23 protein-coding genes, 1 pseudogene and 3 riboswitches are annotated in these 26,256 nt (G+C 58.7%); of the genes and pseudogenes, 10 read left to right on the top strand and 14 right to left on the bottom strand.

What is annotated here, in order from left to right:
- Positions 1 to 147: 147 nt before the first annotated feature.
- From ACIOTN_RS09655 to ACIOTN_RS09675, 5 genes are all read right to left on the bottom strand, one after another.
- On the bottom strand, positions 148 to 2,289 hold the full coding sequence (locus ACIOTN_RS09655) for an iron ABC transporter permease (RefSeq protein WP_402735230.1): 2,142 nt from the start codon (positions 2,287 to 2,289) through the stop codon (positions 148 to 150).
- Between the two features lie 12 nt (positions 2,290 to 2,301).
- Entirely contained in the window at positions 2,302 to 3,195 is an 894-nt protein-coding gene (locus tag ACIOTN_RS09660) for an ABC transporter substrate-binding protein (protein ID WP_332595362.1), read from the bottom strand.
- A 220-nt stretch (positions 3,196 to 3,415) separates the two neighbouring features.
- Positions 3,416 to 4,213: an ABC transporter ATP-binding protein gene (locus ACIOTN_RS09665; protein WP_402735231.1), complete on the bottom strand. Its 798-nt coding sequence runs from the start codon at positions 4,211 to 4,213 to the stop codon at positions 3,416 to 3,418.
- A 162-nt stretch (positions 4,214 to 4,375) separates the two neighbouring features.
- The gene (locus tag ACIOTN_RS09670; protein ID WP_402735232.1) at positions 4,376 to 5,143 is read right to left on the bottom strand and encodes an AraC family transcriptional regulator; all 768 of its coding nucleotides are present in this window, start codon (positions 5,141 to 5,143) and stop codon (positions 4,376 to 4,378) included.
- Between the two features lie 249 nt (positions 5,144 to 5,392).
- The gene (locus ACIOTN_RS09675) at positions 5,393 to 5,869 is read right to left on the bottom strand and encodes a GNAT family N-acetyltransferase (RefSeq protein ID WP_402735233.1); all 477 of its coding nucleotides are present in this window, start codon (positions 5,867 to 5,869) and stop codon (positions 5,393 to 5,395) included.
- A gap of 111 nt (positions 5,870 to 5,980) precedes the next feature.
- Between ACIOTN_RS09675 and ACIOTN_RS09680 the strand changes: the two are divergent.
- From ACIOTN_RS09680 to ACIOTN_RS09700, 5 genes and pseudogenes are all read left to right on the top strand, one after another.
- A pseudogene (locus ACIOTN_RS09680) lies at positions 5,981 to 7,055 on the top strand (IS3 family transposase); the annotation flags it as partial.
- Positions 7,056 to 7,081: 26 nt separating this feature from the next.
- A complete protein-coding gene (locus ACIOTN_RS09685; RefSeq protein WP_402735234.1) occupies positions 7,082 to 7,798 on the top strand; it encodes an amidase domain-containing protein in 717 nt (238 codons plus the stop codon).
- 33 nt (positions 7,799 to 7,831) lie between these two features.
- Positions 7,832 to 8,227, top strand: a complete 396-nt coding sequence (locus ACIOTN_RS09690; RefSeq protein WP_402735235.1) for a hypothetical protein — start codon at positions 7,832 to 7,834, stop codon at positions 8,225 to 8,227.
- Entirely contained in the window at positions 8,224 to 8,532 is a 309-nt protein-coding gene (locus ACIOTN_RS09695) for an ATP-binding protein (protein ID WP_402735236.1), read from the top strand. The genes ACIOTN_RS09690 and ACIOTN_RS09695 overlap by 4 nt, the downstream gene beginning before the upstream one ends.
- Before the next feature lie 557 nt (positions 8,533 to 9,089).
- A complete protein-coding gene (locus ACIOTN_RS09700) occupies positions 9,090 to 9,353 on the top strand; it encodes a hypothetical protein (RefSeq protein WP_332488338.1) in 264 nt (87 codons plus the stop codon).
- Between the two features lie 44 nt (positions 9,354 to 9,397).
- On the opposite strand, the gene ACIOTN_RS09705 is transcribed toward ACIOTN_RS09700, so the two are convergent.
- The 3 genes from ACIOTN_RS09705 to ACIOTN_RS09715 form a co-directional block, all read right to left on the bottom strand.
- A complete protein-coding gene (locus ACIOTN_RS09705) occupies positions 9,398 to 9,625 on the bottom strand; it encodes a hypothetical protein (protein WP_146112981.1) in 228 nt (75 codons plus the stop codon).
- Positions 9,626 to 10,212: 587 nt separating this feature from the next.
- Complete coding sequence (locus ACIOTN_RS09710) at positions 10,213 to 10,707, bottom strand: CoA-binding protein (protein WP_105657946.1); 495 nt, start codon at positions 10,705 to 10,707, stop codon at positions 10,213 to 10,215.
- Entirely contained in the window at positions 10,707 to 12,080 is a 1,374-nt protein-coding gene (locus tag ACIOTN_RS09715; RefSeq protein ID WP_402735237.1) for an O-acetylhomoserine aminocarboxypropyltransferase/cysteine synthase family protein, read from the bottom strand. The genes ACIOTN_RS09710 and ACIOTN_RS09715 overlap by 1 nt, the downstream gene beginning before the upstream one ends.
- Positions 12,081 to 12,195: 115 nt before the next feature.
- A riboswitch (SAM riboswitch) is annotated at positions 12,196 to 12,290 on the bottom strand.
- Positions 12,291 to 12,401: 111 nt separating this feature from the next.
- Between ACIOTN_RS09715 and ACIOTN_RS09720 the strand changes: the two genes are divergently transcribed.
- The 3 genes from ACIOTN_RS09720 (at position 12,402) to ACIOTN_RS09730 (ending at position 14,198) form a co-directional block, all read left to right on the top strand.
- The gene (locus tag ACIOTN_RS09720; protein WP_332595233.1) at positions 12,402 to 12,962 is read left to right on the top strand and encodes a histidine phosphatase family protein; all 561 of its coding nucleotides are present in this window, start codon (positions 12,402 to 12,404) and stop codon (positions 12,960 to 12,962) included.
- Between the two features lie 112 nt (positions 12,963 to 13,074).
- Positions 13,075 to 13,572, top strand: a complete 498-nt coding sequence (locus ACIOTN_RS09725) for an RNA polymerase sigma factor (protein WP_402735238.1) — start codon at positions 13,075 to 13,077, stop codon at positions 13,570 to 13,572.
- Positions 13,569 to 14,198, top strand: a complete 630-nt coding sequence (locus ACIOTN_RS09730) for a methylated-DNA--[protein]-cysteine S-methyltransferase (protein ID WP_402735239.1) — start codon at positions 13,569 to 13,571, stop codon at positions 14,196 to 14,198. Before ACIOTN_RS09725 ends, ACIOTN_RS09730 begins: the two co-directional genes overlap by 4 nt.
- A 98-nt stretch (positions 14,199 to 14,296) precedes the next feature.
- Here the strand turns inward: ACIOTN_RS09730 and katG are convergent, their stop codons facing one another.
- Together katG and ACIOTN_RS09740 are read right to left on the bottom strand one after the other, a co-directional pair.
- Entirely contained in the window at positions 14,297 to 16,480 is a 2,184-nt protein-coding gene (katG, locus tag ACIOTN_RS09735; RefSeq protein WP_105657950.1) for a catalase/peroxidase HPI, read from the bottom strand.
- 103 nt (positions 16,481 to 16,583) lie between these two features.
- Positions 16,584 to 17,012, bottom strand: a complete 429-nt coding sequence (locus ACIOTN_RS09740; RefSeq protein WP_402735240.1) for a Fur family transcriptional regulator — start codon at positions 17,010 to 17,012, stop codon at positions 16,584 to 16,586.
- A gap of 663 nt (positions 17,013 to 17,675) precedes the next feature.
- Here ACIOTN_RS09740 and ACIOTN_RS09745 point away from each other — a divergent pair.
- The gene (locus ACIOTN_RS09745) at positions 17,676 to 19,547 is read left to right on the top strand and encodes a BCCT family transporter (protein WP_402735241.1); all 1,872 of its coding nucleotides are present in this window, start codon (positions 17,676 to 17,678) and stop codon (positions 19,545 to 19,547) included.
- Positions 19,548 to 19,627: 80 nt separating this feature from the next.
- Here the strand turns inward: ACIOTN_RS09745 and acs are convergent, their stop codons facing one another.
- The 4 genes from acs to ACIOTN_RS09765 form a co-directional block, all read right to left on the bottom strand.
- Positions 19,628 to 21,589 carry an acetate--CoA ligase gene (acs, locus tag ACIOTN_RS09750; RefSeq protein WP_402735242.1) on the bottom strand — a complete coding sequence of 654 codons (1,962 nt, stop codon included), beginning with the start codon at positions 21,587 to 21,589 and terminating at the stop codon, positions 19,628 to 19,630.
- 56 nt (positions 21,590 to 21,645) lie between these two features.
- On the bottom strand, positions 21,646 to 22,410 hold the full coding sequence (locus ACIOTN_RS09755) for an ABC transporter permease (protein WP_402735381.1): 765 nt from the start codon (positions 22,408 to 22,410) through the stop codon (positions 21,646 to 21,648).
- Positions 22,411 to 22,479: 69 nt separating this feature from the next.
- Positions 22,480 to 23,502 (bottom strand): aliphatic sulfonate ABC transporter substrate-binding protein, encoded by a 1,023-nt coding sequence (locus tag ACIOTN_RS09760; RefSeq protein WP_402735243.1) that lies wholly within the window; start codon positions 23,500 to 23,502, stop codon positions 22,480 to 22,482.
- Between the two features lie 85 nt (positions 23,503 to 23,587).
- Positions 23,588 to 24,409, bottom strand: a complete 822-nt coding sequence (locus ACIOTN_RS09765) for an ABC transporter ATP-binding protein (RefSeq protein ID WP_402735244.1) — start codon at positions 24,407 to 24,409, stop codon at positions 23,588 to 23,590.
- 5 nt (positions 24,410 to 24,414) lie between these two features.
- A riboswitch (SAM riboswitch) is annotated at positions 24,415 to 24,516 on the bottom strand.
- A 267-nt stretch (positions 24,517 to 24,783) separates the two neighbouring features.
- A riboswitch (SAM riboswitch) is annotated at positions 24,784 to 24,875 on the top strand.
- 15 nt (positions 24,876 to 24,890) lie between these two features.
- Here ACIOTN_RS09765 and ACIOTN_RS09770 point away from each other — a divergent pair.
- The gene (locus tag ACIOTN_RS09770; protein ID WP_402735245.1) at positions 24,891 to 26,222 is read left to right on the top strand and encodes an acyl-CoA dehydrogenase; all 1,332 of its coding nucleotides are present in this window, start codon (positions 24,891 to 24,893) and stop codon (positions 26,220 to 26,222) included.
- Positions 26,223 to 26,256 lie beyond the last annotated feature (34 nt).

Raw genomic sequence — 26,256 nt, forward strand, 5'->3', positions numbered from 1 at the left:
TGATATGGAACCCAGATGCCGTAGTTGCGCCGGGTGCTGCTCGGGGTCAAAGGCCTGGATTCTCGTTTGCCGGGCAGAGCGTTTCGCCATGATTCCTTACTATTAGGTGGGGTGGAGGCGGAGTCGGTTAGGATCCTCGCTTAACACCTAGCCGCGTGATCGGTACAAAAGCCAAATGAAGTACGGGGAGCCGAGCAACGACACGATCAGACCGGCGGGAATCTGTGCCGGCGCGATTGCGGTACGGCCCAAGGTATCGGCCAGGCAAACTAGCAAGGCTCCGAAAACCATGGACACCGGGATCGCCCGGTGATGGCGGGAACCCACCAACGACCGCGCCAGATGCGGGGCGATGAGTCCGACAAAGCCAACCACACCTACGGCCACGACGCTGAGTGCCGCAAGCAGCGCGGCAATGGACAATGAGACTAATCGGATGCGAATGGTCTTGACGCCCAGCACCCGGGGCAGGTCTTCGTCGATGGCTAGCAGGTCCAGTTTGCGTCCCATGAGCAGTACGACCGGAAGAGCTAATGCCAACACCGTCAGAACAGGTAACACGTCTGCGAACTGACGTCCATAAGTTGAGCCAGACAGCCAGGTGTAGATGCGCGGAGTTTCCCACGAATTAATGCTCAGCAGCAGGTAGGTGGTGACCGCAGAGAGCGTGTAGCCTGCACCGATGCCGATTAGCACAAAACGTTCAGGGGAGAATCCTCGACGCCAGGCTAGGGCGGTGATGGCAGCGAAGGTCGCGAGCCCGGCAATCACCGCAAAAATCACCAGTAGCGAGCGGGAACCGCCAAAGGCGGTGACCACTACAGCCGCGCCCAGCCCTGCCCCCGCAGTAATACCCAGGATTCCGGGCTCGGCCAATGGGTTGCGCACGGCGCCCTGCACCAAACAACCAGCCAGTCCCAAGGCGGCTCCGGCACCCAGCGCCGCGCTGGTCCGTGGTGCACGTTCGGAGAAGGCGCGGGCAATGAGCTTGGGCGCATCATCCTGGAACCACAAGGCGAGATCTCCCAGCTTGAGTAACATGCTCCCGGCCAAAAGGCCTAGAATCACCGCTCCCAACAGCAAACTGAATCCCAGCGTCATGGTGAGAATGAATCGGCGGTTGCTACGCAATTTGCTTGCTACCTGTACCGGGTTGCGAGAGCTGGAAGCTTCGGGCAGTCGCATTGCCAAGATGATGATCAGCACGCCACCCAGGATCGCGGTGGGAACTCCAGTAGGAATGGAAGCCGCACCTTGCGCACCGAGCGAGGCACGAAGCGAAACATCGGCCAGCAGGATCAGTAGCGCACCAATCAGGCCGGTGGCGGGGAGCAAGAACAGTTGACGGCGCAACACTACCAGGCGGCGCGACAGCAGTCGGGCGAGCACGGGGGCGCCAAGCCCTACAAAAGCAATCGGGCCGGACAGCGAAACGGAAACGCCGGTGAGCAGCGCAGCACAAAGGACGGCCAGAGTGCGGGTTGAGCGCACCGGGATGCCGAGCACCGCAGCGTTTTCATCACCCAAGGACAGGACATCCAGTCGGCGAGAGAGCAAGAGGCAGATGGCCAGCACCACCAAGATCACTGGCAGACTGCGCAAGAATGCATCGAGATTTAGTTGGGCCAGCGACCCTGAACCCCAGGCATACAGTCCAGTCGTATTTTCCTTGAACAGCAGCAAGATGATTCCGCTGCCTGCTTCCAACGCCATGGCGATGGCTGAGCCAGCGAGGATCAACCGGGTGGTGGCGGTTCCCGCGCTGCGCCCAGAGATAGCCAATACGATCCCGGCGGCGAGCAGCCCGCCAGCGAATGCGAGAGTGCTGGAAGCCAGCGTGGACATGCTTATTCCCAAGGCAGCAGCCACGCTCAACGCGAAGAATGCACCTGAGGTGACAGCCAATGTGTCCGGCGAGGCCAGCGGGTTGCGGGTGACGGATTGGAGCAGTGAACCTGCTACCCCCAAAGCCAGACCAACGGCGGCACCCGCACAGAGGCGCGGTAGCCGGGAGCCGGTGAAGATCTCGGCGGCTCCCACCCCTCCGATACGGGTGTCATCTCCGGTGAGTGCGCGTAGCAGTTCACCCAAACCAATACCAGAGGTCCCCTGGGTGAGGTGCCAAGCACCCACCAGCAGTACCGCTGCCGCTAAGGCGGCTAGCAGACCTAGGCCAGTGGCGAGACGGGTACCGGTGACCGGCGCGGGGGAATAACCAAGGCCGGTCATTTGGATGCCGACCCCGCTGTCCACGATGTGTCGCTCTGCTGATTTTTCAGCGGTTTTCATTTCAGTTGTACGCTACTTGGCTTCCGATGCGGAGGTTAGTGCATCGGTGAAGGCATCTACCGCTTGACTGGTGGATTTCGGCCCGCCGGCACCCCAGATGTTTGGGAACTGGAAGGTCCGGCCTTCCTTGACTGCGGTCAAGTTGTTCCAGATCTCGCTGGATTCCAGCTCGGTGGTCCACCCGGTGCCTGCGTCGTTGGAGTAGAACAGGTTGACGTCGCCAACGCCCGCTAGGCCTTCTATGTCCGTCTGGGCCAGCCCGTATTCTTTGTTCACGCCGCCGGATCCGAAGGACTTGTTGATGTCATCGTTCCAAGCTGGGCTCAGGCCCAGTTCCTTGCCAAGCTCTGTGAACAGAGCCCCATCAGTGTATGGGCGAATCGTCAGGTTGGAGCCGTCAACCCAACCGTCGAAGAAGAGGAAGTCGGTGGTTTCCAACTTCACCTCGGAGACTTCCTGTTTTTTCTGCGCCAAGTGGGCGTCGAATTCGTTGAGCACTAAGGCAGCACGCTCGGTGCGGCCGGTGGCTTCGGCGACCTGTGAGAAGACATTTTTCATGTTGCCGATGGGATCCGCAGAATCGTTGCCCTTGACCGCCAATACGGGAACGTCGCCCTTATCAAGCTGCGACAGCACGGGGTCTTCTTCACTAAAAGCGTCCACGATGATTAAGTCGGGGTCCAGCGCGTAGATCGAATCCAGATCTGGCTCGCCACGTTCACCCACCGAAGCGACACCCTCAGGCAGCTCCTCTGCAGTGACGTAGGTGCTATATCCATCTGGGGAAGCGACGCCCACCGGAGTGACGCACAAGGTCAGTACATCTTCAATTTCCTGCCATTCGAGCACCACCACGCGCTCGGCTGGTTTATCCAATTCAAGTGTGCGACCCAGATCATCGGTCATAGATACCGGATCTGTGCTAGTGGCGGTGGTGTCATTCGCGCAACTTGCGGATGCGGCAGCGGGGCTCCGTTCGGCACCAGCGCTGCTAATGTCCGTGGTACCGCAAGCGGTGGCTGAGAACAACAGTGCTAGAGCGGCCGCTGAAGTGACTGCATTTCGAGCGAGTGTAGGCATAGGTTTTCCCTTGTAATTATATGTTTCGGTGGTAGAAAGAAAGTGGTCAGCTCATCCGGTGGCGGCTAACCGGTTCGATGCGCAACAATCCATTCTGCTTATCAGAGAGGACCTGCACAGGGATCTCATAGACCTCCGAGAGGTTATCTGCTGTGAGGACCTCAGCGGGGGTTCCTGAGACGTATACCCGGCCGTGTTTCATCAGCACCAGCCGATCAGCCAACGCGGCGGCTTGATTCAGGTCATGCAGGACGATGCCGATGGCTAGCCGATCTTGACGGGCCAGATCATGGACCAGATCTAGGGTCTCGACCTGATATCTCAAGTCGAGGTGATTGGTCGGCTCGTCGAGAAGCACCACATTGGTTTGCTGTGCCAAGCACACGGCCAACCAGACACGTTGAAGTTCTCCACCGGATAATTCCCCAGCTGCCTTCCGGGACATCGAGGTAGTGCCAGTCAGTTCCATGGCCGAGGCAATCGCCGCATGATCCGCATCGGATAGCCCCGAGAAACCGCGCCGATATGGATGGCGACCGAAGGCGACGATATCTGCCACGGCTAACCCTTCCGGGGTGGCGTGGGACTGCGCGAAGAGCGTAACTTCGTGGGCGAATGTTCGTCCATTCAGCGTGCTAATTTCGCGGGCCTCCCCGTGAGAATTGGAGAGCGTGATCACCCCCGCGGCGCGCTCATGCAACCTTGCCATGGAACGGAGAAGTGTGGATTTCCCGCTGCCATTGGGTCCAATGAGTGCGGTGACTTCACCCGGGGATAAACGGATGGAAGCACCGTCCACTACAGTGCTTTTGCCGTAGCGCAGTACTACCTCGTGGGCGAGCATCGTTCCGGCTGCGGCGGATGCTGCTCCGGACGCCACGTCTAGCATGCGTAAGGAACGGATTGAATACGTCCGATTTGAATAGGTATTTTCACTTAGGTAAGTCTAAGTTAACTAATCGATGTCAGCAATCGATGATTTCTGACAGTGCATCCGGCTTTTCGGTCACCTATTCACATTTGCTAAGGCGAATGTGCCAGGTGTGGAGCCCAAGGTGCGTCGAAAAGCGTCGATAAAAGTACTCGGCTGCGCGTAGCCCAGCATTTCAGAGATGTCTTGGACGCCTTCACCGTTGGTGAGCAGCTCCAGGGCGCGATGAATTTTCACCGCTTGACGCCACTGGGCAAAGGATAAGCCGGTTGCTTCGCGGAAGACTCGCGTGATGGTTCGTGAGCTGATTCCAGCATCTACCGCCCATCGCTCGAGAGATCGGTTATCCGCAGGGTTGGCTAGTAAACGGTTGGCAATGCCATGGATACGAGGGTCATCGGGCAAGCGCAGCGCTAGCTGATGAGCTGATGGTTTGAGTACGTCGAAAACTACAGCCTCCGCACGCGCTCTGGCTTCTTGGCTCAGTTCCCGACTGGATAAATGGACCAGCAACGACTTAAGCAACGGTTTCATGTCGATCACTGTAGGGGTACTGAATGGGGTGGTGGTTCGTTCAGGGGAAAAGAACGCGCTGAAAAGTTCTACATTTGCGGTCAGGCGTCCACCGTGCAGCGCTCCGGACGGAATCCACAGACCATGACCCTCGGAGACCGTAAAAATCTGTCCTTCGATTCGAGCGGTGAGTGTCCCATCTTGGGTCCATAAGAGCTCATGGGCCAGGTGCGAATGAGGCTCCCACTCCGTAGAGACATCAATGGTGTGCGTTTCGCTCAGAATCACAAATGATGAGGTCGCATCGCTAGGCAAGGCAGTTGCTTGCACTAGAGCAGTACCTGGTTCACGGGACCAAGTACCAAGCCCGATGGTCGAGGTAGGAGGGGAAGTCATATTTGCAGTATAGAAAGTATTCGGCATGACATAGCAGGTTTCATGTTAGATCTACCGAACCCCTTGAAGAACGGTTCAATAATCGCGTGCCAAAATTCTACGGATCGGCTACTAAACCAAATACATTTCACCCCCAACTGGTTCAATCAGGAATCTAGGCTGCGTTCGGTTACCCACAGAAGGCTATTCCAGTGTGTAGTACTCAAGCATGTCATCACGTTTTTCCAGTCTGAATCCTCGACTGGTGAGCAGTCGGGTTGAAGCAGTGTTAGCCGGAGCTACGCGGGCACTGAATTTCGTAATTCCGTATATCTTGGGAATTGAAATCAGGGTGCTATCGAGCACGGCTCCACCAACTCCTCGCCCCCATTGATCTGGATATACCCAGTAACCGACCTCCACGCAACTTTCCTGCCGGGTGCAAAACACGAGGCCCACGGCTGCATTTGCTTCAGTAGCTAGGAACCATCGAGAGCCCCCCACAGTGTCGAGTGGTTCATGTTGGAGGGATTGCTTAACGCAGGCGTTGATGGTTTGCCGGTCCCATGGCTCCCCATACCCAATAAAACGAGCTACACGTTCATCCGAGGCCATGCTGGCAAAGAATTCGGTGTCTGCGCTGCGAAATGGACGCAGGGTAATTGATTGTGAGCGCGACATCCAAAGCCTTTCGATGTCGTAAATTTAAAAAACTCTTAAATGCATTAAACAGTACTAGACCTACCTATGGCGCTCTTATTTCAAATAGAGGTCAATGAGCGCTCAGAATCCCGCGCCGACCGCGCCGAGCGTCCCATAGCGGAAACCGAAGAACACGGCCCAGTGAAACGGTCCACAACGAGAACCTGCGCAAAGAACTGTTGAAGGTGAAACGGGAGAACGGCTTCATAAAAGTTGTCGGCGCCTATCGCGCCTCGAACAGTAAGGAGTAAGCGCGGTCTTAGACTTCATCGAAGCCCACATAGGCGAGTATCCAGTGAACTGGATGGGCAGGAAACCCAGAATTCCAGGGGCAGTCACTACCGATGTCTGAACGCCTGCCAAGAGCTGAGCGAAGCCTAAGTCCTGCGAGCACACCGCACGAAACTGCTCCAGGACGAGTGTGAGGCGTCCAACCAGGTCGCCGGTGGCGGACAATTAGTGGATTTGATCCGCAAAAACCATGAGGAAGACATCTCGACATCCACGGTGATGTCGCTCATGAAAGAGCTGAGAATCCGGGCCAGGCGGATGAGCGCCTTCAAAACCACGACCGTGCGTGAGCGCCAATCCCGGACGGTGCGTATAGAAAACCATAGGGTCGACAATCTCGGTATGCGTGACTTCCGCTCCTCGCGGCTTGCGGCGAAACTGTTAGGCGATATTGCCTGCCTGCGCGCCGGTGAAGGCTGGTTGTATTTGGCGACGGTGATCGATTTGAATTCGCGACAGATCGTGGGCTGGTCAACGGGTAAGAACATGTAAACGTAGTTGGCCATTGACGCGAGGGGGCTTGCTGCGTCGCAGGCGTTCATCCAGTTTGGTAGTGTGTTCCATTCAGACCGAGGCCCCAATGTACCTCGGCGCGTTCCAGAGGTGGTGTGCTGCGCACAGGGTGCAGTAGTCGACGGGACGCGCCGGTGTGTCCCTGGGATAATTCCGTCGCCGAGTCAGCCTTCTGGACGATCAAGAAGGAAATGTTCCACCACAGGTTCTTCAGTAGCAGGGTGGCTGCGTGTGCCGCAGTGAAGGAGTGCATCGCGGTTTGGTACAACCGGAAGCGCCCGTATACGGCAAATGGCGGAGTTAGCCCCAGGCGGTTCTGGACTCATATCAGGAAAGGGATCCTCTAGCTTTGACGGCTTGAGGAAATGTACAAAAAGATCAAAGTTCGTGTCCCAAAAACTTGACCAGCTCAGGAGCGAGCTCATCCCTTATGAGCTAACAATCGACGACACTGGCAAGATCCAAAACATCGTAGTGAAGGATGATGAGTATCTTGTCTCGCAGTCTGCGGCACTAGCTCTAACTACCGAAGAAGAGGAAATCGAAGTTGACCCCACTGTCCCTGGCAGCGAGGAGGACAGTGGGGCATTAATCAATCCTCTCCCCCTGAACGTCGCCGAAATGGCGGCTTCAAAGCTTAGTTCGTCCAACAAGACGAAAGTTGCAAACTACGCAATCAAGTGGGCTAAGTCGTACAATCCTGCCTATAAGAGGCACGGCTACGACTGTACTAATTTCGCTTCCCAAGCGCTTTATGCAGGTGGATGGAAGAAAATTGAAGGCTACTACAAGAGCAACTCGAAATGGTTTGGCTATGGTGTCATGACCAGCTGGACTTGGAGCGGTGCTGAAAATTTCTATCGTTTTGCCCGGAATGAATCAAAGCGGGCTTCACGTCTTGCCAGTGTCTACAGCCTCGTTCCTGGAGATATCCTTCAGTACAAAACGAACGGTGCCAAGATTAAGAATATGACGCACACCATGGTGACCACTAAGAAAATCAATGGTGTCCCATACCTCTCGCACCACAGCAACGCTACTTTGAATAAGCCCTTCACTCAGCTGAAACAACTGAATGTAACTTGGTACGCGCATAGGATCTAGTCGTACAGCTCATTCGATTTGCAAAGGTCATTTGTGTACAAAAAACGCATCTCAAAGATTATTGCCCCACTACTGCTGTTTCCGCTAGCTCTTTCGGCAGCAGGGTGTTCAGCCGATAGGAAGCAGGATTGTGACGGAGGAAAACCCGTCAGCGATCCACAGGAAGCAGTTCGAGTACTACTTGAGGCTGCAGAAACAACTGACCATGACAAAGCGTGTTCAGTGATCATGGACAAATTTGACGAAACAGTCATGAACACACAGCTAGCTGCGCTGAAGACCGACATGGATTCGGTAGAAGTCACCTCATCCAACTTCACGATGGTCGAGTTCGAGCGCGGCGGTCCAGCACACTTCTACCATGTGTATGCTGATCAGCCTGATAAGTCCGTGGACCTTACGTTCATGGACGTTGGCAAAGGATCGTGAATAGTATTTGGCGAAAACTACTGAGTCACTACCGTATTATCAAGCCCCGCGATAAGGACGTAGACCCTGAATCTCATTCAGGGTCTGCGTCCTTTCAGCTGATTGCTCATCGATATGAGCAGGGGTCGGTGCTGGCGACCTCGAATATGCCTTTTGGCCGGTGGGGTGAGGTTTTCGGTGATGATGTTGTTGCTTCGGCGATGATTGATCGTTTGGTTCATCATGCGGAGGTGTTGTCTTTGGCTGGGGATTCATATCGGGTGAAGAACCGTCAGGATCTGCTGCGCAACGCTGAGCAGGTATAGAACAAATTGGGCGTGGAGGGGTCAATTTTCGATTGGCGGTAGGGGGCAATTTTCAGTTAGCGTTGATAAACTTTGGCTACAAATCCCGCTGTGGGTTCTGAACATGCGAGCATTCCCCGTTCAGGATAGTCGTGGACGTTAGACGCAGGCTAGGTATGCCATGAGGTTTCTCGTCCCGTTGAACACCCTGGGTCCTCGCAAGCTCGTCTCCAGGGTGTGTCGGGCGTCCGCTGGCGTGTCCGGTTGGTGGCCCGGACTTCGTCCGGTCTTTTCCTGTTTTTGTTGCTGTCCTTCGGAGTGTATGGGCCACCTCCAAACCCACAAGCCACTCGCTGCGCTTCGGGCGTGCTCCACCAGAAATTCTTGGTCCGCGCTCCTTCGTCGCTTTTTCGGCCCAAGATTTTCGTGGATTGCGCACCCCTGACGGGTTGATGGGTTTCCGGCTGGCCCCGCTTCATTTCTTTTCGCCAGCAGGCAGAAAAACAACCGGGGGAGGGCTTCGACGGGAGGCTGGCAATCTGCCCCACTTTCCGTGAAGCGAAAGGATGCAAAAACCTATGCAGACCACGACCAAAGACAGCCGCGAAACCGTTACCGTCCCGGCAACTGTCGAGCGCGATATGTACGGCGAAGTGTATGACTGGATGGAATCGCTGGCCGGTACCGGGTGGTACGAAGTTCCAGGGTGGGGACGCGACGGATGGGACCTGGGATCCTGGCCTTACATCATCTTCGCCGCGACGAAGACGACCGATGAAACCGGGAAGCTGTGCGGATACACCACCTACGTGGAAGGCGACGTAACTGGTCAAAAGAACTAGGCCGTACGGCAGAACGCTCCGATTATGGACAAGGGAAGCAACAGCTAGGAAGCCTTTTTGGTTTCCTTGGTAGCAAACCAGCCGGGCAAGCTAATCAGCAGCCCCACGACACCAACAATCGCCACCACCCAAAGAGCCGGGGCAGGCCATGAGTCCAGGTTGTTCTCATCCATGATGACCCCCGTAGAATACAGGGCAATCCCGCTGCATACCAAGGCAGTCAAGCTCATCCCGAGGGCCACGGACCATAGGGTTCTTCGATTTGCATCCACTGTCTGCTCCTTCGTATCTCCAGTCAACTGGCGCACTTCCAAGGAAGCTTCTGCTTCCGGAGAATTCTGAATAGTGCGTCAACCCAGAGTACTGTCTCCGATGCCTCTTAGCTGGGTGCCGCAGAGGGAATCCTCGCCCAGAGAAATTTCAACTCCGTGCAGCATTGAGGGTGCGGCGCAATGCTATTGCGAGATGCTGGAATGTTCTCGGGCCAGGGGAATTGAGTTTTCATATAGCAGTGCGGGCGGGATTTTTCTTCTTTCGTTCGCGCTCGTAGCGAATCGAAATCGATTCTCTCTGCCTGTTTTAGGGTTTGGGTCGTTTGGCCTTGCGTTGCAGTGCTGTGGTTTGCAGATTTTTCGATCTGTGATTGAACGCGTCGAGCACTTCGGGGCCACACCCACGGCATGCCGTGGGCCAATTGCGTCGACCATGGTTCGTCAGAGGTCTTGTTCTTCCTTCGGAATGCTCCGTGCAAAAGTTCAGCGTCGTTGACCAAACCGGCCGATTCCGGGGAATTGCCGCAGAAAAATGGGTGCATGCAACGCAATGTTGCATGCACCCATTTCCTGGAATCTTGGACTCCCTAGGCAAGTACCTGGCGCTTGGAGGAAATGACGCCGGTATTGAATCCAGCCAGGCGCAGGCCGCCGTGGAAGCGCGCGTGCTCGATCTTCACGCAGCGGTCCATGACCACATTCATGCCCGCGGCCTCGGCGCGCCGGGCCACTTCCTCGTGCCAGGATCCCAGCTGCAGCCACAGGGTCTTCGCGCCTACGGCCAGGGCCTCGTCCAACACGGTAGGCAGGTCATCGTGCTTGCGGAAAACCTCCACCAGATCCGGGGTCTCCGGCAGATCGGCCAGCGACTTGTACACCGGCTGGCCCAGGATCTCATCGAGTACCGGGTTGATGAAATACACCTTGTACTTGGAGGAGGAGAGCAGGTAGGTAGCCACGAAATAGCTGGCGCGCGATGGCTTGTTCGAGGCACCGACAATGGCGATGGACTTGGTGTCGCGCAGGATCTCCAGGCGCTGTGCGGCTCCAGGGCCTTCCCAAGCGGTATCAACGGCAGTCATTAGATTGCTCCTTTCGAAGCGGTTGGCAATGCGCAGGCGGAACCGTCATAGGCCGGAGCCTCGAACCCTGCGGCGGAAGCGGCAATCGCTTCCTGCGAAGCGGCCAGCGCCTGGTCCAGATCCCAGAGGATGTCCTCGACATCTTCCAGTCCTACCGACAGGCGGATCAGATCTTCTGGCACGCCAGCGGAGACCAGCTGCTCGACGCTCAGCTGCTGGTGGGTGGTGGAGGCCGGGTGCAGCACCAGGGTGCGGGCATCGCCGATGTTGGCCAGGTGGCTGGCCAACTGCAGGGCTTCGATGAACTTCGAGCCGGCTTCGCGCCCGCCCTTCACCCCGAAGCTGAAGACCGAGCCGACGCCCATGGGCAGCAGCTCCTTGGCCTGCGCGTGCTGCGGGTGGGATTCCAGGCCGGCGTAGTTCACGTAGGTCACGCGCTCATCGGCCTGCAACCAGGCAGCGACCTGCTTCGCGTTGGACAGGTGGTTGTCCATGCGCTGCGGCAAGGTCTCCAGGCCCTGCAGCAGCTGGAATGCGGACTGGGCCGGCAGAGCCGGTCCGAAGTCGCGCAGCTGTTCGCTGCGCAGCTTGGTCAGGAAGCCGTACTCGCCGAAGTTGTCCCACCAGGAGACGTTGCCGTAGCTGGCAACCGGTTCGGTCATGGTGGGGAACTTGCCATTGCCCCAGTTGAACTTGCCTGACTCGATGACCACGCCGCCCAGGGTGGTGCCGTGGCCGCCGATGAACTTGGTGGCCGAGTGGATCACGATGTCCGCGCCGTGCTCGATAGGGCGCAGGATGTACGGGGGAGTGAGCGTCGAATCGACCACCAGCGGGAGATTGTGGCGGTGCGCCACCTCGGCCAGTCCCTCCAGGTCAGCGATGTCGCCGGACGGGTTGGCCACCACCTCGGTGTAGACGGCCTTGGTATTTTCCTGGATCGCCGCTTCGAAGTCGGCGGGATCATTGGAGTCGATGAAAGTGGTGTTGATGCCGAAGCGGCGCAGCGAGACATCGAGCTGGGTGATGGTGCCGCCATAGAGCTTCGAGGAAGCCACAATGTGGTCGCCTGCCTGGGCCAAGGCCGCAAAGGTGACGAATTCCGCGGCCATGCCCGAGCCGGTGGCTACCGCTCCGATGCCGCCTTCCAGCGAAGCCATGCGCTCTTCGAAAGCCGCTACGGTCGGGTTGCCGATACGCGAGTAGATGTTGCCGTACTTCTGCAGGGCAAAGAGGTTGGCCGCATCGTCAGCGTCCTTGAAGACGAACGAAGTGGTCTGGTAGATCGGCACTGCGCGTGAGCCATGCTCGGCATCGGGGGTGCCTCCGGCATGCAATGCGCGGGTGCGGAATCCAAACTTGTGATCTGCCATGGTGGCTTACGACTCCTTGTCGATTGGGGTTTCGCGGGCACCGCAGGGCGGGTCGCGATCGAGGCAGGAATCCCGGAATCAATGTCGCTTCCTGCTGTGGTCCAACGGGTAGGCGGCTGCATCGTTTCTGGCGGTAGCACCGTAACCACCGGATGTGGCAGGTTGCTGCGGCGTCATCGAACCAGATCTCTCAGCCGCTCGGGATGGTGTAATAATCTTCGCAACATGACCGTTCGTGACCCAACTATGAGTCGTAACGTTGCGTATTGGACGTAATGCCGGAGATTCTTCGATACCTGTTACCCCGGTTAGGCTGGAGCCATGGATACTTCGCTGGCACTGGTGCGACACGGGCAGACCGATTGGAACCTTGCAGGGCGCCTGCAGGGGCGTACCGATATCCCGTTGAACGACACCGGGCGCGAGCAAGCTCGCGAGGTCGGGCGCCAGCTGATCGGCCAGAACTGGTCGCTGGTACTTGCTTCGCCCTTGGAACGTGCCCGGGAAACTGCCGCGCTGATTGCCCAGCAGATCGGGGCCGAGACGGGGAACGCCGTTCCGGAACTCATTGAACGCGGCTTCGGCCCGCTGGAAGGCCGGATCATGGCCGAGGTCAGCGAAGCGGAATCGGCTGCTGCCAAGGACCTGCGTGAGCCGCGTGCCCAGATCTTGAGCCGTGCGGTGCCAGCGCTGCTGGACTTGGCCAGCAGGCATGCCGGGCGCAAGGTCATGATTGTCAGCCATGGGGCCACCATGCGCACCATCCGCGACGCATTGGCCGGAACCACGGATCCCCAAGGCGTGGAAAATGGCGAAATGCTCCACCTGGACTTGATCCGCCTTGAGCAGATCGCCAGCGAATTGGATCTGGTGGCATTCTAGGAATCCATGGGTATCTGCGTGAAGGAATTTTTTTCGTTCACGCCTCACAAAATGGTCTCCTCGTACGTTTACATGGTGAGAAGCCATGAAGGCGCAAAATTCCAGGAGAGCCATGCAAGCACCGTTCGAGCGGATAGTCCAGGACTATGGACTCAACATCCTGCGCGTTTGCCGTGCCCTGCTTGATGAGCATCGCGCGCAAGACGCCTGGTCCGAAACATTCCTCGCCGCGCTCAAGGCGTACCCGCAACTGCCTGAGGACGCCAATGTCCTGGCATGGCTAGTGCGTATTGCCCGGAATAAAGCCATTGACGAGTTGCGCAGGAATAAGCCGGAAATCCTCATCGGCCAAGACGTGGACAGCCTGGCCCCATCGGCCCAACGGCCGGATCTGCAGTTGGAAAACCTGCAGCTGTGGTATGAGGTGAACCAGCTTCCTGGCAAGCAGCGGCAGGTGGTGGCCTACCGCTACCTGGGCGGAATGAGCTACGCGCAAATTGCCGGAATCCTTTCCGGCACCGAAGCTGCCGCCCGGCGTTCGGGCGCCGATGGGATCAAGAATCTGCGGGCCCGGATGGATGACCAAGAACTATGGCGGGAGCAGCCATGAACGGAAAAAATTATCGGCAGCAGGCTACGGCCGCTGAAGCGCAAATCCTCGACTCGCTGCAGGGCCGGCTCGTTGAACGGGCCCGTGCACGGGAACTTGTTGATGTTGCCTATCGCGTGGTCGATAGCCCCGTGGGGGCCTTGCTGCTGGCCAGTACCGATGCCGGGCTGGTGCGGGTCGCTTTTGAATCCGAAGGCCACGACCGGATTCTGGAGGTGCTCTCGGAAAAGCTCAGCCCGCGGATCCTGCGCGACAAGTCGAGCTTGGATGGTGCCGTCCGGCAACTGGATGAGTATTTCGCGGGCCAACGGCATGGCTTCGATCTTCCGGTGGACTTGCAGCTCTCCACCGAGTTCCGCCGCCAGGTGCAGTTGGAACTGGGTCTTATCGATTACGGGCGTACCCTGAGCTACGCCCAGCTGGCGCAGCAGATCGGCAAGCCGAAGGCGGTGCGGGCCGTCGGTTCAGCCTGCGCCACCAACCCGATTCCCATCGTGCTGCCCTGCCATCGGGTGCTGCGCACCGATGGTTCATTGGGCGGCTACCTGGGAGGCTTGGAAGCCAAGTCCGAGCTGCTGAAGCTGGAGAACCCGGACTTCGCCAGCGGCGCCGCGACGCTGTTCTGACGGGCAGTTCCCGCATGAAACAAGTGCTGGGCTGCTGCCTCCCTTGCGGGAAGCAGCAGCCCAGCACTAATTGCTACGGGCTTGCAGCCCAGCAGCTGCTACTTGCTGCGCAGTTCGAAGCGATCTGCGTCCATGAGCTTGGCCCAAGCGGAGGCGAAGTCATTGACGAACTTCTCCTTGGCATCATCCGAAGCGTAAACCTCGGCCAGTGCACGCAGCTCGGAGTTGGCACCGAAGACCAGATCCACGCGGCTGCCGGTCCAGCGGCCATCGGTGGTGGTGTAGGTCTGCTCGTCAGCGGACGGGGTCCATTCCAACCCCAGCTCCAGCAGGTTCGCGAAGAAGTCGTTGGTCAACGCGCCTGGGGTGTCGGTGAAGACGCCCAAGTTGGAGCCGTCCCAGTTATTGCCGATGACGCGCAGTCCACCGAGCAGTACGGTAGCTTCCGGTGCCGAGAGGCCCAGCAGATTCGCGCGGTCGATCAGCAAGTACTCGCTTGGCAGCTTGACGAAGCCCGAGTCGTAGTTGCGGAATCCGTCGGAAACTGGTTCCAGCCATGCGAACTGGTCAACGTCGGTTTGCTCCTGGGTTGCGTCTACACGGCCCGGGGTGAATGGAACCTCGACCTGCTGGCCAGCTGCCAGGGCTGCCTGCTCGACTCCGACGTTGCCGGCTAGGACAACGACGTCCGCGAAGGAAGCCTTGATCCCGGAAGTGGCGTTGAAGTTGTCAACAATCTCTTCCAGCTTGGCAATTACCGGCTTGAGCTGTTCAGGCTGGTTCACGCTCCAGGAGACCTGTGGTTCCAGGCGGATGCGGCCGCCGTTGACGCCGCCGCGCTTATCCGAGGTGCGGAAGGTCGAAGCGGCCTTCCAAGCCGTGGATACCAGCTGCTGGACGGTCAGTCCCGAATCGTTGATCAGGGCTTTAAGTGCGGCAACTTCAGTTGCACCCAAGGTGGTCTGCGGAGCTGCTGGCAGTGGATCCTGCCAGAGCAGGTCCTCAGCAGGAACCTCTGGGCCGAAGTAGCGGGACTTCGGGCCCATGTCACGGTGGGTCAGCTTGAACCATGCGCGGGCGAAGGCGTCTGCGAACTGGTCAGGGTTCTCCTTGAAGTTCTTGGAGATCGGGCCGTAGACCGGGTCGAAGCGCAGGGCCAGGTCGCTGGTAAGCATGCGTGGCTCGCGGTGTTCCAAGGTCTCGAATGCAGGCTGGACCAAGCCGGCTCCGCCATTGTTGACCGGGCGCCACTGCTTGGCGCCTGCTGGGGATTCGAACAGTTCCCATTCGTAGGCGAAGAGGATGTGGAAGAACTCGTTGTCCCAGCGGGTTGGGTGGTAGGTCCAGGTGACTTCAAGACCCGAGGAGACGGTGTCCGCGCCCTTGCCGGTGCCGTGGCCGTTCTTCCAGCCCAGTCCCTGCATTTCGAGCGGAGCTGCTTCTGGATCCGGGCCGATCTTGTCATCGGCATGCGCGCCGTGGGTCTTGCCGAAGGTGTGGCCACCGGCGATCAGCGCGACGGTCTCCTCGTCGTTCATGCCCATGCGGCGGAAGGTTTCGCGGATGTCTACGGCCGAGGCCAGCGGATCCGGATTTCCGTCAGGACCCTCAGGATTCACGTAGATCAGGCCCATCTGCACTGCTGCCAGAGGAGCATCCAGGTCTCGCTTGCCGGTGTAGCGTTCGCTGTCCAGCCAGACCTTTTCAGGGCCCCAGTAGACATCGTCATCTGCTTCCCAAACGTCCTTGCGGCCGCCGGCGAAACCGAAGGTCTCGAAGCCCATGTCTTCCAGAGCCACATTGCCAGCCAGCAGGATAAGGTCGGCCCAGGAAATCGACTGGCCGTACTTCTTCTTCACTGGCCACAGCAGGCGGCGAGCCTTGTCCAGCGAAACGTTGTCAGGCCACGAGTTCAGCGGAGCGAAGCGCTGCTGGCCTGCGCCGCCGCCGCCACGGCCGTCGTGCGAGCGGTAGGTGCCTGCGGAGTGCCAAGCCATGCGGATGAAGAACGGGCCGTAGTGGCCGAAGTCTGCTGGCCACCAGTCGTGCGACTGGGTCATGATTTCGGTCAGGTCGGCTTTTACTGCCGACAAGTCGAGGGCATTGAAGGCTTCAATGTAGTCGAAGTTCTCGTCCAGCGGGTTGGAAACCTGCTGGTTCTTGGCCAGAATCCTCAGATTCAGCTTATTCGGCCACCATTCGGTGTTGGCATTGCCCTGGGTAGGGTGAATTCGACCCGCGCCGCCAACTACTGGGCACTGACCTGCAGTCATCTCAGACATGTGCTCTTTCCTTCCGGATTGTTTAGGGTTTATCTGGTTTTATCCATCGCGCAGCAGCTGCGCTGATGACGATGGCAAATCTAGGGGTTTACTTAGACAGCAACTATGCGTTCGCAGCCTGGCAATCCGGGCAGGTGCCCCAATAGATCACTTCGGCTTCATCAATGCTGAACCCGTGGTCATTGGAAGCATGCAGGCACGGGGCGCCGCCGACAGCGCAGTCGACGTCCGCCAGCTTTCCGCACTGGCGGCACACCACATGGTGGTGATTGTCGCCAACGCGGGCTTCATAGCGGGCGGTATGGCCCTGTGGCTGTATCTGCCGAATGACACCCAGCTTCGTGAAGAGCCTGAGTGAATCGTAGACAGCTTGGTGCGACACATTGGGGTGATCTTCACGGACAGCCGAAATGATGGTTTCGGTATCCGCGTGCGGGTGCGCCGCGACGGCGGAAAGTACCGCAACGCGCGGTTGCGTGACCCGCATCGATGCCGCCTTCAGCACCTGCTCGATCCCTGCCTGTGATGTCATGTACCCAGCATGCCTGCTTATTTTGAATCAGTCAAGATAAGTTCCAGTGTATTTCACGTTAAAAGTTGGTGGACCCCGGTTCGCTGGTTGAATCAATGGCTCATTAGTAGATATTCCTTAACCGGCATGTTCAAGCGTGACGTGCTTCCGGGGAGAAAATTGCGGAATCATAGAGATTTCACCAGAAATAGGAAAGGCAATAATGGGCGATTTTGACTCCAAGAATATTTCCGGTCATTTCATGATTTCGCGGGGGCAAGGAGTGGAAATCTCCATGGGGCGAGGAAGCTCACATGGATGGTGATGCCAGCGTAAACAACGTGATCCTGGGGCGGTGGAGGTCCGAAAATAGCGAGAAATCAAGGAACAGATTTGACCCTTGATGAGATGTCGACCATGCTTGAAAAGGCCCATTTTGGGATTTATCGTGTCAAATTCGTGCTAAATCGGGTCAACTCGCAGAAATAATTCGCGGGATATCAGCGGAGAATAGCTGTTTCTTTCAGGCTGCTCCAACGCTAGATTTAGACACAACGGACCGACACCCGAAAAGCAATTCGCAATCAATCACACTGCATGGCGATCGTTTACTCGAGAGGCGATGGCTCGGCAGATTCCGCCCGGATCTTCTCCGCGGGATCTCACCAGTGAAGGAAGAACGCAATGAAGCAGACGGATCAATCAATCGTAGACCTCGTCGAGGAACTGCATTCAGTTCGTCACAGACGACCTAAGAAGTACTCACTTTCCGGTACGGATTACTGGGTATTCGGAATTGCCGGCGTTCTAGCGCTGGCATTTATCATTTGGGGTTTCGCTACCCCGGAAGGGCTGGGCAAGGCCTCCAGTGCGGCCCTTGATTGGGTTATCACCAACACTGGCTGGCTTTTTGTCATCGCTGCCGCGGTTTTCGCGGTCTTCGCCATCGTCGTAGCGGCCAAGAACTTCGGACGCATCCCGCTGGGCAAGGACGGCGAGACGCCAAAGTTCTCCACGGTCTCGTGGATCTCGATGATGTTCGCAACAGGCATGGGCATCGGCTTGGTCTTCTACGGCGTAGGCGAGCCGCTGTACTTCTACATGTCGCCTCCTCCGGGCACGGTGGAAGGTTCCACCAGTGATGCCCTGAGCACCGCCATGGGCACCACGCTCTTCCACTGGACCCTATTCCCATGGGCCATGTACGCCATCGTTGGCTTGGGCATGGCTTACGGCAGCTTCCGGCTGGGACGCCCCCAGCTTTTCTCAGCCATGTTCAGCTCGATCTTCGGCGACCGCGCCATCCATGGTTGGGGCGGGCGCACCATCAATATCCTGGCCATCATCGCCACCCTCTTCGGCTCGGCTTGTTCGCTGGGTCTGGGCGCATTGCAGATTGGCGGCGGCATCCAGGCCACCGGGATGATGGAGAAGGTCGGCTCCGGCGTTCTGATTATCATCATTGGCATTCTGACCGCATTGTTTGTCGCTTCTGCCGTTTCCGGCATCGAGCGCGGTATCCAGTGGTTGTCCAACACCAACATGGTATTGGCATTGATCATCGCATTGATCGTTTTCATTGGCGGCCCAACTCTGTTCATCCTGAACGTCATTCCCAATGCCATTGGCGCTTTCATCGGCGACTTGCCGGAGATGGCTTCGCGTACGGCTGCCGGCGATGGCGCAATGTCTGATTGGCTGTCCTCGTGGACTGTCTTCTACTGGGCATGGTGGATCTCTTGGAGCCCATTCGTAGGCTTGTTCATCGCCCGCATTTCTCGTGGCCGCACTATTCGCCAGTTCGTCACCGGCGTGCTGCTCGTTCCATCCAGTGTCACCCTGATTTGGTTTGCAATCTTCGGCGGTGGCGCAATCGGTATTCAGGAACGCGCTGAACGCTCCGGGGAAACCGGGGAAAAGCTGGCCAGCATTGTTGACGGCGTACCAGACATCGACTTCGATTTGATCCTCTTCGACATGCTTGGGCGCCTCCCGCTGTCGGGCTGGATGGCTACCGTGCTGATGGTCGTCACCGTGCTGCTGATTGCAATCTTCTTCGTGACCGGCGCAGACTCGGCCTCGATCGTGATGGGTGCGCTCAGCGAACGCGGCGCTGAAGAGCCATCCAAGAAGGCCGTGATCTTCTGGGGCGTGGCCACCGGCGCTGTGGCCGCGGTGATGCTGCTGGCTGGCGGCGATCATCCGGCGGAGGCATTGACCGGGCTGAAGAACATCACCATTGTTTCGGCGCTGCCATTCGTGATTGTGATGCTCCTGCTCTGCGTGGCGTTGTGGAAGGACCTGAGCAAGGATCCGCTGGTGCTTCGCGGCAAGGTGGCTCGAAAGGTCCTGGAGCAGTCCGTGGGCCAAGCGGTTGACCGCCATGAGGGCAGCCAGTTCAGCTTGATGACCACCGAAATTCCTTTGGTCAGTGCCGAGGGCAAGGCCTCCGAAGTGAAGCTCTTCGCCACCGAAGCCGCCGCTGACCCGGTGAAGGACGGCAAGGACACTGCGGCCGATGGCCAGAGCCAGAAGCCAACGACCGGGGATTCCTAACCGGCAAATCAAATGAAGCTTCTTCCCCCGCCGGGGAAGAAGCTTCATTTGTTTAACCCCAAGGGGCCTGGGAGCAGCGATTAGCCGCGCGCGCGGCAGATCGCGTTGATCTCCGGAATGCACGGCTCATTCTGCAGGCTCGTTGTGTCGCCGAGCGTGGTGCCCTCGAACAGCTGGGTGAGCAGGCGGCGCATGATCTTGCCCGAACGGGTCTTGGGCACATCTGGAACCAAGACGATTTCCCGCGGCTTGGCAATCGGGCCGATCTGCACCGCGACGGTATTGCGGAGTTCAGCAATGAATTCGGCCTGCCGTGCAACGAGCTGCTCGTCAGACGACTCGGCAACCAGCGTCTTGTCCAGCGGTACCACGAAGGCGGTTGCAGCGTGCCCGGTCTTGGAATCCGGGGTGGGGCAGACGCCGGCTTCCACCACGCCGGGGTTGGTGACCAATGCCGATTCGATTTCAATGGTGGAAAGCCGGTGGCCGGAAATATTGATCACGTCATCGGTGCGGCCCAGGATGTAGATATCGCCGTCCTCATCGAAGCGGGCCCCGTCGCCAGCCAAGAACCAGCCCTGCTCTACGTATTGTTCCCAGTAGCTGGTGTAGTAGCGCGTCGGGTTGCCCCATACGGTACGGGCCATCGACGGGCCAGTGCGCGTGATGACAATATTGCCCTGCTGGTTGGCCGGCACGCTCAGGCCGCCGTCGTCGACAATGTCCACCGAGATGCCCGGCAGCGCGCGTGCGGCGCAGCCTGGCTTGAAATGTCCATCGGTCGGCAGGGGGGAAAGCACGGTCGCGCCGGATTCGGACTGCCACCAGGTGTCAACCATCGGTAGTCCTGCTTCGCTGTCCCGGCCGATCTGCTGGCGGAACCATTTCCATGCCTCGGGATTGACGGCTTCACCCACAGTGCCGCCGATCTTCACCGAGGACAGATCGTATTGAGCGGGGATGCCGTCTGGGAACCAACCCATCAACGAGCGGACCAAGGTGGGAGCGGTGTAGTAGCTGGTGACCTTGTAGCGTTCAATGACCTCGAAGTGGCGGCCCGGGTGCGGGGCGTTGGGGACGCCCTCGTAGATTACCTGGGTGACGCCATTGGCCAACGGGCCGTAGATCTCGTAGGTATGCGCGGTGACCCAGGCGAGGTCGGCGGTGCACCAGTGCACGTCCTTGGCGCGCTGGGATTCGTCCGGGTTGGCGAACAGCAGGTTGTAGCTGGTGGCCGCCTGCGTCAGGTACCCGCCGGTGGTGTGAACCAAGCCCTTCGGCTGGCCGGTGGTTCCCGAGGTGTACATGATGAACAGCGGTGTTTCCGCATCGAATGCCTGCGCATGGTGCTCGGTGGACTGGGTATCAACCACCTCATGCCACCAGATGTCGCGGCCTTCGGTCCACGGGATTTCGTCGCCGGTGCGGCGGATAACCAGGACCTTTTCGATTTCGTTCTCTCCGGCAACGGCCGCATCGGCGTTGCCTTTGACCGGAACCGAAGTGCCGCGGCGGAACTGGCCGTCGGTGGTGACCAGGACCTTTGCCTTGGTGTCCTCCACGCGGAACCTCAGCGCCTCGGCGGAGAACCCGCCGAAGACCAGCGAGTGGATGGCGCCGATGCGGGCGCAAGCCAAGGTGATGACAATTGTTTCAATGAGCACCGGCAGGTAAATGACCACGCGGTCGCCCTTCACCACACCCAGGGATTCCAAGGCGTTGGCTGCCTGGGAGACCCGCTCCTGCAAATTCTTGTAGGTGACGGCTACCCGGTCACCGGGCTCGCCTTCGAAATACAGTGCGACCTTCTGGCCGCGTCCCGCAGCTACATGGCGGTCGGCGCAGTTCACTGCGGCGTTCAGCTTGCCGCCGAGGTACCAAGAAATTTCCGGTCCGCGCTTGGCATCCGGATCGGCCGGAATGATGCGGCTGGTGGTGTGCCACGGGATGTCCCAATCCAAGAGGTTCGCCGCTTCGTCCCAGAATTCCTGGCGTGCTGCCTCTGAAACTTGAGTTGAGGTTGTTGCCAATTCGGTGGTCATCGCAAACTTTCTTTGGTGAGGGGTAGTTTTGTCAGCGGGTACTAGCTGGTCCGGTTTCAGGTCCAGCGCTTGATAGCCCAGCGTTCTGCTATCGACAGCAGGGCATCGGTGATCTTTCCAAAGACGGCCAGCAGCACGATGGTCATGATTAGGCGGTCCAATCGGCCGTTGTTCTGCGAGTCGGTAAGCAAGAAGCCAAGGCCCATTGACGCGCCGAGGAGTTCGGCTGCGACCAGGAAGAGCCAAGCTTGGGCTAGTGCCAAACGCAGTCCGGAGAAGATCGAAGGGACCACTGCGGGCAGCTGGACGGTGCGCAGCAGCTTCAATCCCTTCAACCCGAAGGCGCGGGCTGCTTCGACCAGGTGGGCATCGACATGGCGCAACGCCAAGGCGACGGTGGTAAAGACCGGGAAGAAGGCACCAATGATCACGAGTGTGACCTTGGAATCTTCACCCATTTTCATCCAGAGCACCAGCAGCGGAACCCAAGCCAAGGAAGGGACTGCACGCAGGGCGCTGATGCTCAGTCCCAGAAATGCATCTGCCAATTTGGACAGCCCGACAAGCGCACCCAGCGCCAAGCCCAGCAATGATCCGAAGGCGAAACCGAGAAGAACACGCTGAGTGGAGATGCCGATGTGCTTTCCGAGTTCGCCATCCTGGAAGAGCTCAATGGCAGCAGAAACCACTGAACCCGGAGTTGGCAGTGTCCACGGAGCAACGATTCCGGTAACGGTGACAAATTGCCACACAGCCAGGGTGGTCAGCGGCAAGGCCAGCGCAAGCAGCCATTTCGGGGCACGCAGGATCGTTGCGGCCATGCTGGCCTTCTGCTTGGCAGGTGTTTGGCTTCCGCGGGTTCCAGCCACGTTAGTGGGACTCATGGCTGGTTACTTTCCGGAGATCTTTGTTGCGTCTGCCTTGACGGCAAACTGGTCATCGATGAGGGTTTCCAGAGCTTCATCAACGGATTCCTGCTCCGAGACATCGCCGCTAGCGACCAGCGTGGGAGCAATCTTGCTCAGGACTCCAGTGAATTTGGCGTCGGGAACTGCCGGAACGTCCAGATTGGAGCGTTCCTCAATGACGGTGGCAGCAACTCCTGGTTCGAGCCCTGCTACGTCGGCCAGGATTTCTGCGGTTTCCTCGGGATTGTCAGCTGCCCAGCCACGAGCCTTTTCGTAGGCATCGACAACGAGCTGGGCGAGTTCGGGGCTCTGCTCAATGAAGTCTTCGCGAGCGTTCAGCGCACCGTAGGTGTTGAAATCCAAGTTCCGGTAAACCAGTTGCGCGCCGTCTTTTTCGGCAGCGGCCATGATCGGATCCAAACCGCTCCAGGCATCAACCGAGCCGTTGGCCAGGGCGGTACGTCCATCGGCATGCTGGAGGTTCTGCAGCTTGATGTCAGCTTCACTCAAGCCCGCGGATTCCAGCGCCTGCAGCAGGAAGAAGTATGGGTCGGTGCCCTTTGTAGCGGCCACGGTCTTGCCAGCGAGATCTTCAACGGACTCGATTTTCGAGTCCTTATCCACTACCAGGGCCGCCCATTCCGGCTGCGAATACAGTGCGATGGTCTTGATGGGTGCACCGTTCGAACGGTTCAGGAGCGCAGCGGAACCGGCTGTGGAACCAACATCGATTGCGTCGGCGCGAAGAGCTTCATTGGCCTTGTTGGAACCAGCGGACTGGATCCATTCGACATTTACGCCCTGCTCCTTGGCGGCTGCTTCCAACCATCCCTTTTCCTTGAGTACCAGGCTCAGCGGGTTGTAAGTGGCAAAGTCGATGGACAGGGTCTGACCATCCGAGGAGGCTGTAGCGTTTTCGCCAGCACAGCCGGTCAGGGCAACTGCGCCAACGATCAAGGCGGCGGCGGACAATGCAGTGCGGCGGGTGAGACGGTTCAAAAGCATGGAGAATCCTAGAATTGTGCGTGCAAGCGGTGTAGGTGAAAAGGTAAAGGGGACGAATGGTTCGGGACCCACGGCGTGGCCGGGACTAATGGTTGGTTGGGTCGACGCCGAGCAGGCGCAATAGGTGCAGGCGATCTGCAACGAACTTTTCATCGGTATGCCGGCGTGGATGCACAGCTGAGATGGACAGATCCTCGATGACGCCCGCTGCACTATGCCCAGCGCCTCGCCCCAGAACAATCACGCGGTCAGCCAAAGTCAACGCCTCGTCCACATCATGGGTCACCATGAGAACAGTGGTGGGGAACGATGCGTGAATCGAGAGCAGCAGATCCTGCATCTTCAAGCGTGTCAGCGCATCGAGGGCGCCGAAGGGTTCATCAAGAAGCAATACACCCGGGCGCCGAGCCAGCGCGCGAGCCAGCGAAACCCGCTGCGCCATGCCTCCGGAGATCTCGCGTGGGCGCAAGCTGGCTGCATGGCTCAGACCGGTCAGCTCGATCAACTCATCGATCAGCGAGTTGCCGGCGCGCTTATCGGTTTCCGGTGCCAGGCCCAGTGCAATGTTCTGGCGAACCGAGCGCCATGGCAGCAGCCGGGGCTCCTGGAAGGCAACGGCGCATAACTCGTTGATGCCGGTGACCTCGCGGGTGCCGGTGCGGATGGTGCCGGTGGTGGGGTGGTCCAAGCCCGATACTGAACGCAGCAGCGTGGATTTTCCGCAACCGCTGGCTCCAAGAATGGCCACGACTTGACCTGCTGGAATTTGCAGGTTGATATCGGCCAGGACGGTCCGGCTTTCCATCTTGGTGGTGAAGGTTCGCGACACGTTGCTGAACTGCACGTCCAGGGCGCTTGAAGCTGAGGCAACGGGAGCTGCCTCGGGCGCTGCAAAGGAAAGAGTCATGTTCATCTCCATCGTTCCTGGCGGTAGCACCGGCCTGCAGAGCAAAACTCCAAAGGTGGTTGCTGCGGCGTCGTGGAGCCAGATCTCTCGGCCGCTCGGGATGGTTACGTGTCCATTACAACGAGTCGAACGATTTGAACGCAAATCTTGCGTAATATGAAAAAATCTTCGACAACTACCTCACATTGCCCAGAAATTTCGTTATTTATTTTATTGCAGGCCGGTTTGCTCGACATTAAGCAAAACTTTGCAACTCATCTTCGGCAGGACGCGGATTAGGCTGTGAAATTTGAAGATGGGCACTGCCGGCACTAGGACGAAATGTGACTTCGCGGGTTGGAAACGCCGGTTTATTACCGTTACAAATGAATTACGACCCATCCAGAGCGGCTGAGAGATCTGGCTCCACGACGCCGCAGCAACCACCCCAATAGCGGGACGGTGCTACCGCCAGGACCGATGGAAAGAATTGAGAACCCTGATGCCTATTGGTGAATCGCACAATGCCCTCGGACTGGACTTCAACCAGGTCAGTGACCCTTCGCAGGCCACCGCAATGGACCTGGACAAGTTTGAAGAACAGCTGCCGACCAGGCAATTGCTGAAAATCACCCCCGGACCAAGTGCGGATGAGCAATACGACCGGCTGGCCGAAATTTTCCGTCCCGTTTTTGCGCAGATCGCCGCGACAGCCAAGGACCGCGACTTGAACCGCGTGCTTCCTTTCGAGCAGGTAGGCCTGCTGAATCGCGAGCGTTTCGGTGCGCTTCGCCTTTCCGTTGCCGACGGGGGCTACGGCGCACGGCTGGTGGATGTCTTCCGTCTGCTCATCGAGCTGTCCGAGGCGGACTCCCACGTAGGCCAGCTGTGGCGTGCGCATATCGCATTCGTCGAGAACGTCTTGGCGCTGGAGGACGAAGAGCTGCGCAAGAAGTGGGTCGCTCGCATCGCTGCTGGGCAGATTATCGGCAACGCCTACACCGAACGCGGTGGCAACGCCCTGGGCACCTTGAACACCAAGGCCAGCACCGTGGACGGGCGCTGGGTGATCGACGGTGAAAAGTACTACTGCACCGGCACCATTTTTGCCGACTGGACCACCGTTGCCGTGGCCCACCCGGAGCTCGCCGGCCGCCAGATCGCCGTGGTCTCCACCCAGCGCAGCGGCGTCAAGATCCTCGACGACTGGGATGGGTTCGGCCAGGGCCTCACCGGAACCGGCACCACAGAATTCCACCAGGTCCCGGTGGACTGCTTCATGCCGCAGCAACGCAACGACTCCGAAGCGGCAATCTTCCAGCTGGTGCTCATGTCCGTGCAGGCAGGCATTGCCCGCGCCGCACTGAACGACCTGCGCAGCGCGGTGCAGGCGCGCACCCGCATCTTCACCACCGGGACCGGGGTTCCGGTCTACCAGGAACCTCAGGTCCTGCAGCTGGTGGGCGAGGTGTCCGCAGAATCCTTCGCCGCCGACTCGGTGGTGATCGGCGCGGTGCTCGAAGTCGAGGCGGCCCTGGGCGATCCGGGACTGAACGACGAGGAACGCTACGCCGTATGCGAGCTGGCCGCCAACCGCGCGCAAACCGTGGTGCAGCCACTGGCCATCGGCGTGACCAGCAAGCTCTTCGACGCACTGGGAGCCTCTTCCACCAGAAGCGGCTGCAACCTGGACCGGCATTGGCGCAATGCGCGCACCATCGCCACCCATAACCCGGCGATCTACAAGGCGCGCATCGTCGGGGACTACGAGATCAACGGGGTCCAGCCGCAGCGGCTGTCCGTCACCGGCGAAGATTCGACCCAGCGGACCTGAGGGCCTGCGACGCACACCAGCAACTTTCCACGAT

This window comes from Glutamicibacter sp. NPDC087661, from assembly GCF_044743275.1.
Classification (GTDB): Bacteria; Actinomycetota; Actinomycetes; order Actinomycetales; family Micrococcaceae; genus Glutamicibacter.

Excerpts from the sequence above, each read along its gene's own strand:
- ACIOTN_RS09675 (WP_402735233.1), bottom strand. The coding sequence starts at position 5,869 with ATGTCGCGCTCACAATCAATTACCCTGCGTCCATTTCGCAGCGCAGAC.
- ACIOTN_RS09765 (WP_402735244.1), bottom strand. The coding sequence starts at position 24,409 with ATGACTCTTTCCTTTGCAGCGCCCGAGGCAGCTCCCGTTGCCTCAGCT.
- ACIOTN_RS09720 (WP_332595233.1), top strand. The coding sequence starts at position 12,402 with ATGGATACTTCGCTGGCACTGGTGCGACACGGGCAGACCGATTGGAAC.
- ACIOTN_RS09730 (WP_402735239.1), top strand. The coding sequence starts at position 13,569 with ATGAACGGAAAAAATTATCGGCAGCAGGCTACGGCCGCTGAAGCGCAA.
- ACIOTN_RS09715 (WP_402735237.1), bottom strand. The coding sequence starts at position 12,080 with ATGGCAGATCACAAGTTTGGATTCCGCACCCGCGCATTGCATGCCGGA.
- ACIOTN_RS09665 (WP_402735231.1), bottom strand. The coding sequence starts at position 4,213 with ATGCTCGCCCACGAGGTAGTACTGCGCTACGGCAAAAGCACTGTAGTG.
- ACIOTN_RS09710 (WP_105657946.1), bottom strand. The coding sequence starts at position 10,707 with ATGACTGCCGTTGATACCGCTTGGGAAGGCCCTGGAGCCGCACAGCGC.
- ACIOTN_RS09740 (WP_402735240.1), bottom strand. The coding sequence starts at position 17,012 with ATGACATCACAGGCAGGGATCGAGCAGGTGCTGAAGGCGGCATCGATG.
- ACIOTN_RS09660 (WP_332595362.1), bottom strand. The coding sequence starts at position 3,195 with ATGACCGATGATCTGGGTCGCACACTTGAATTGGATAAACCAGCCGAG.
- ACIOTN_RS09655 (WP_402735230.1), bottom strand. The coding sequence starts at position 2,289 with ATGAAAACCGCTGAAAAATCAGCAGAGCGACACATCGTGGACAGCGGG.
- ACIOTN_RS09725 (WP_402735238.1), top strand. The coding sequence starts at position 13,075 with ATGCAAGCACCGTTCGAGCGGATAGTCCAGGACTATGGACTCAACATC.
- acs (WP_402735242.1), bottom strand. The coding sequence starts at position 21,589 with ATGACCACCGAATTGGCAACAACCTCAACTCAAGTTTCAGAGGCAGCA.
- ACIOTN_RS09760 (WP_402735243.1), bottom strand. The coding sequence starts at position 23,502 with ATGCTTTTGAACCGTCTCACCCGCCGCACTGCATTGTCCGCCGCCGCC.
- katG (WP_105657950.1), bottom strand. The coding sequence starts at position 16,480 with ATGTCTGAGATGACTGCAGGTCAGTGCCCAGTAGTTGGCGGCGCGGGT.
- ACIOTN_RS09745 (WP_402735241.1), top strand. The coding sequence starts at position 17,676 with ATGAAGCAGACGGATCAATCAATCGTAGACCTCGTCGAGGAACTGCAT.
- ACIOTN_RS09755 (WP_402735381.1), bottom strand. The coding sequence starts at position 22,410 with ATGGCCGCAACGATCCTGCGTGCCCCGAAATGGCTGCTTGCGCTGGCC.
- ACIOTN_RS09770 (WP_402735245.1), top strand. The coding sequence starts at position 24,891 with ATGCCTATTGGTGAATCGCACAATGCCCTCGGACTGGACTTCAACCAG.
- ACIOTN_RS09700 (WP_332488338.1), top strand. The coding sequence starts at position 9,090 with ATGCAGACCACGACCAAAGACAGCCGCGAAACCGTTACCGTCCCGGCA.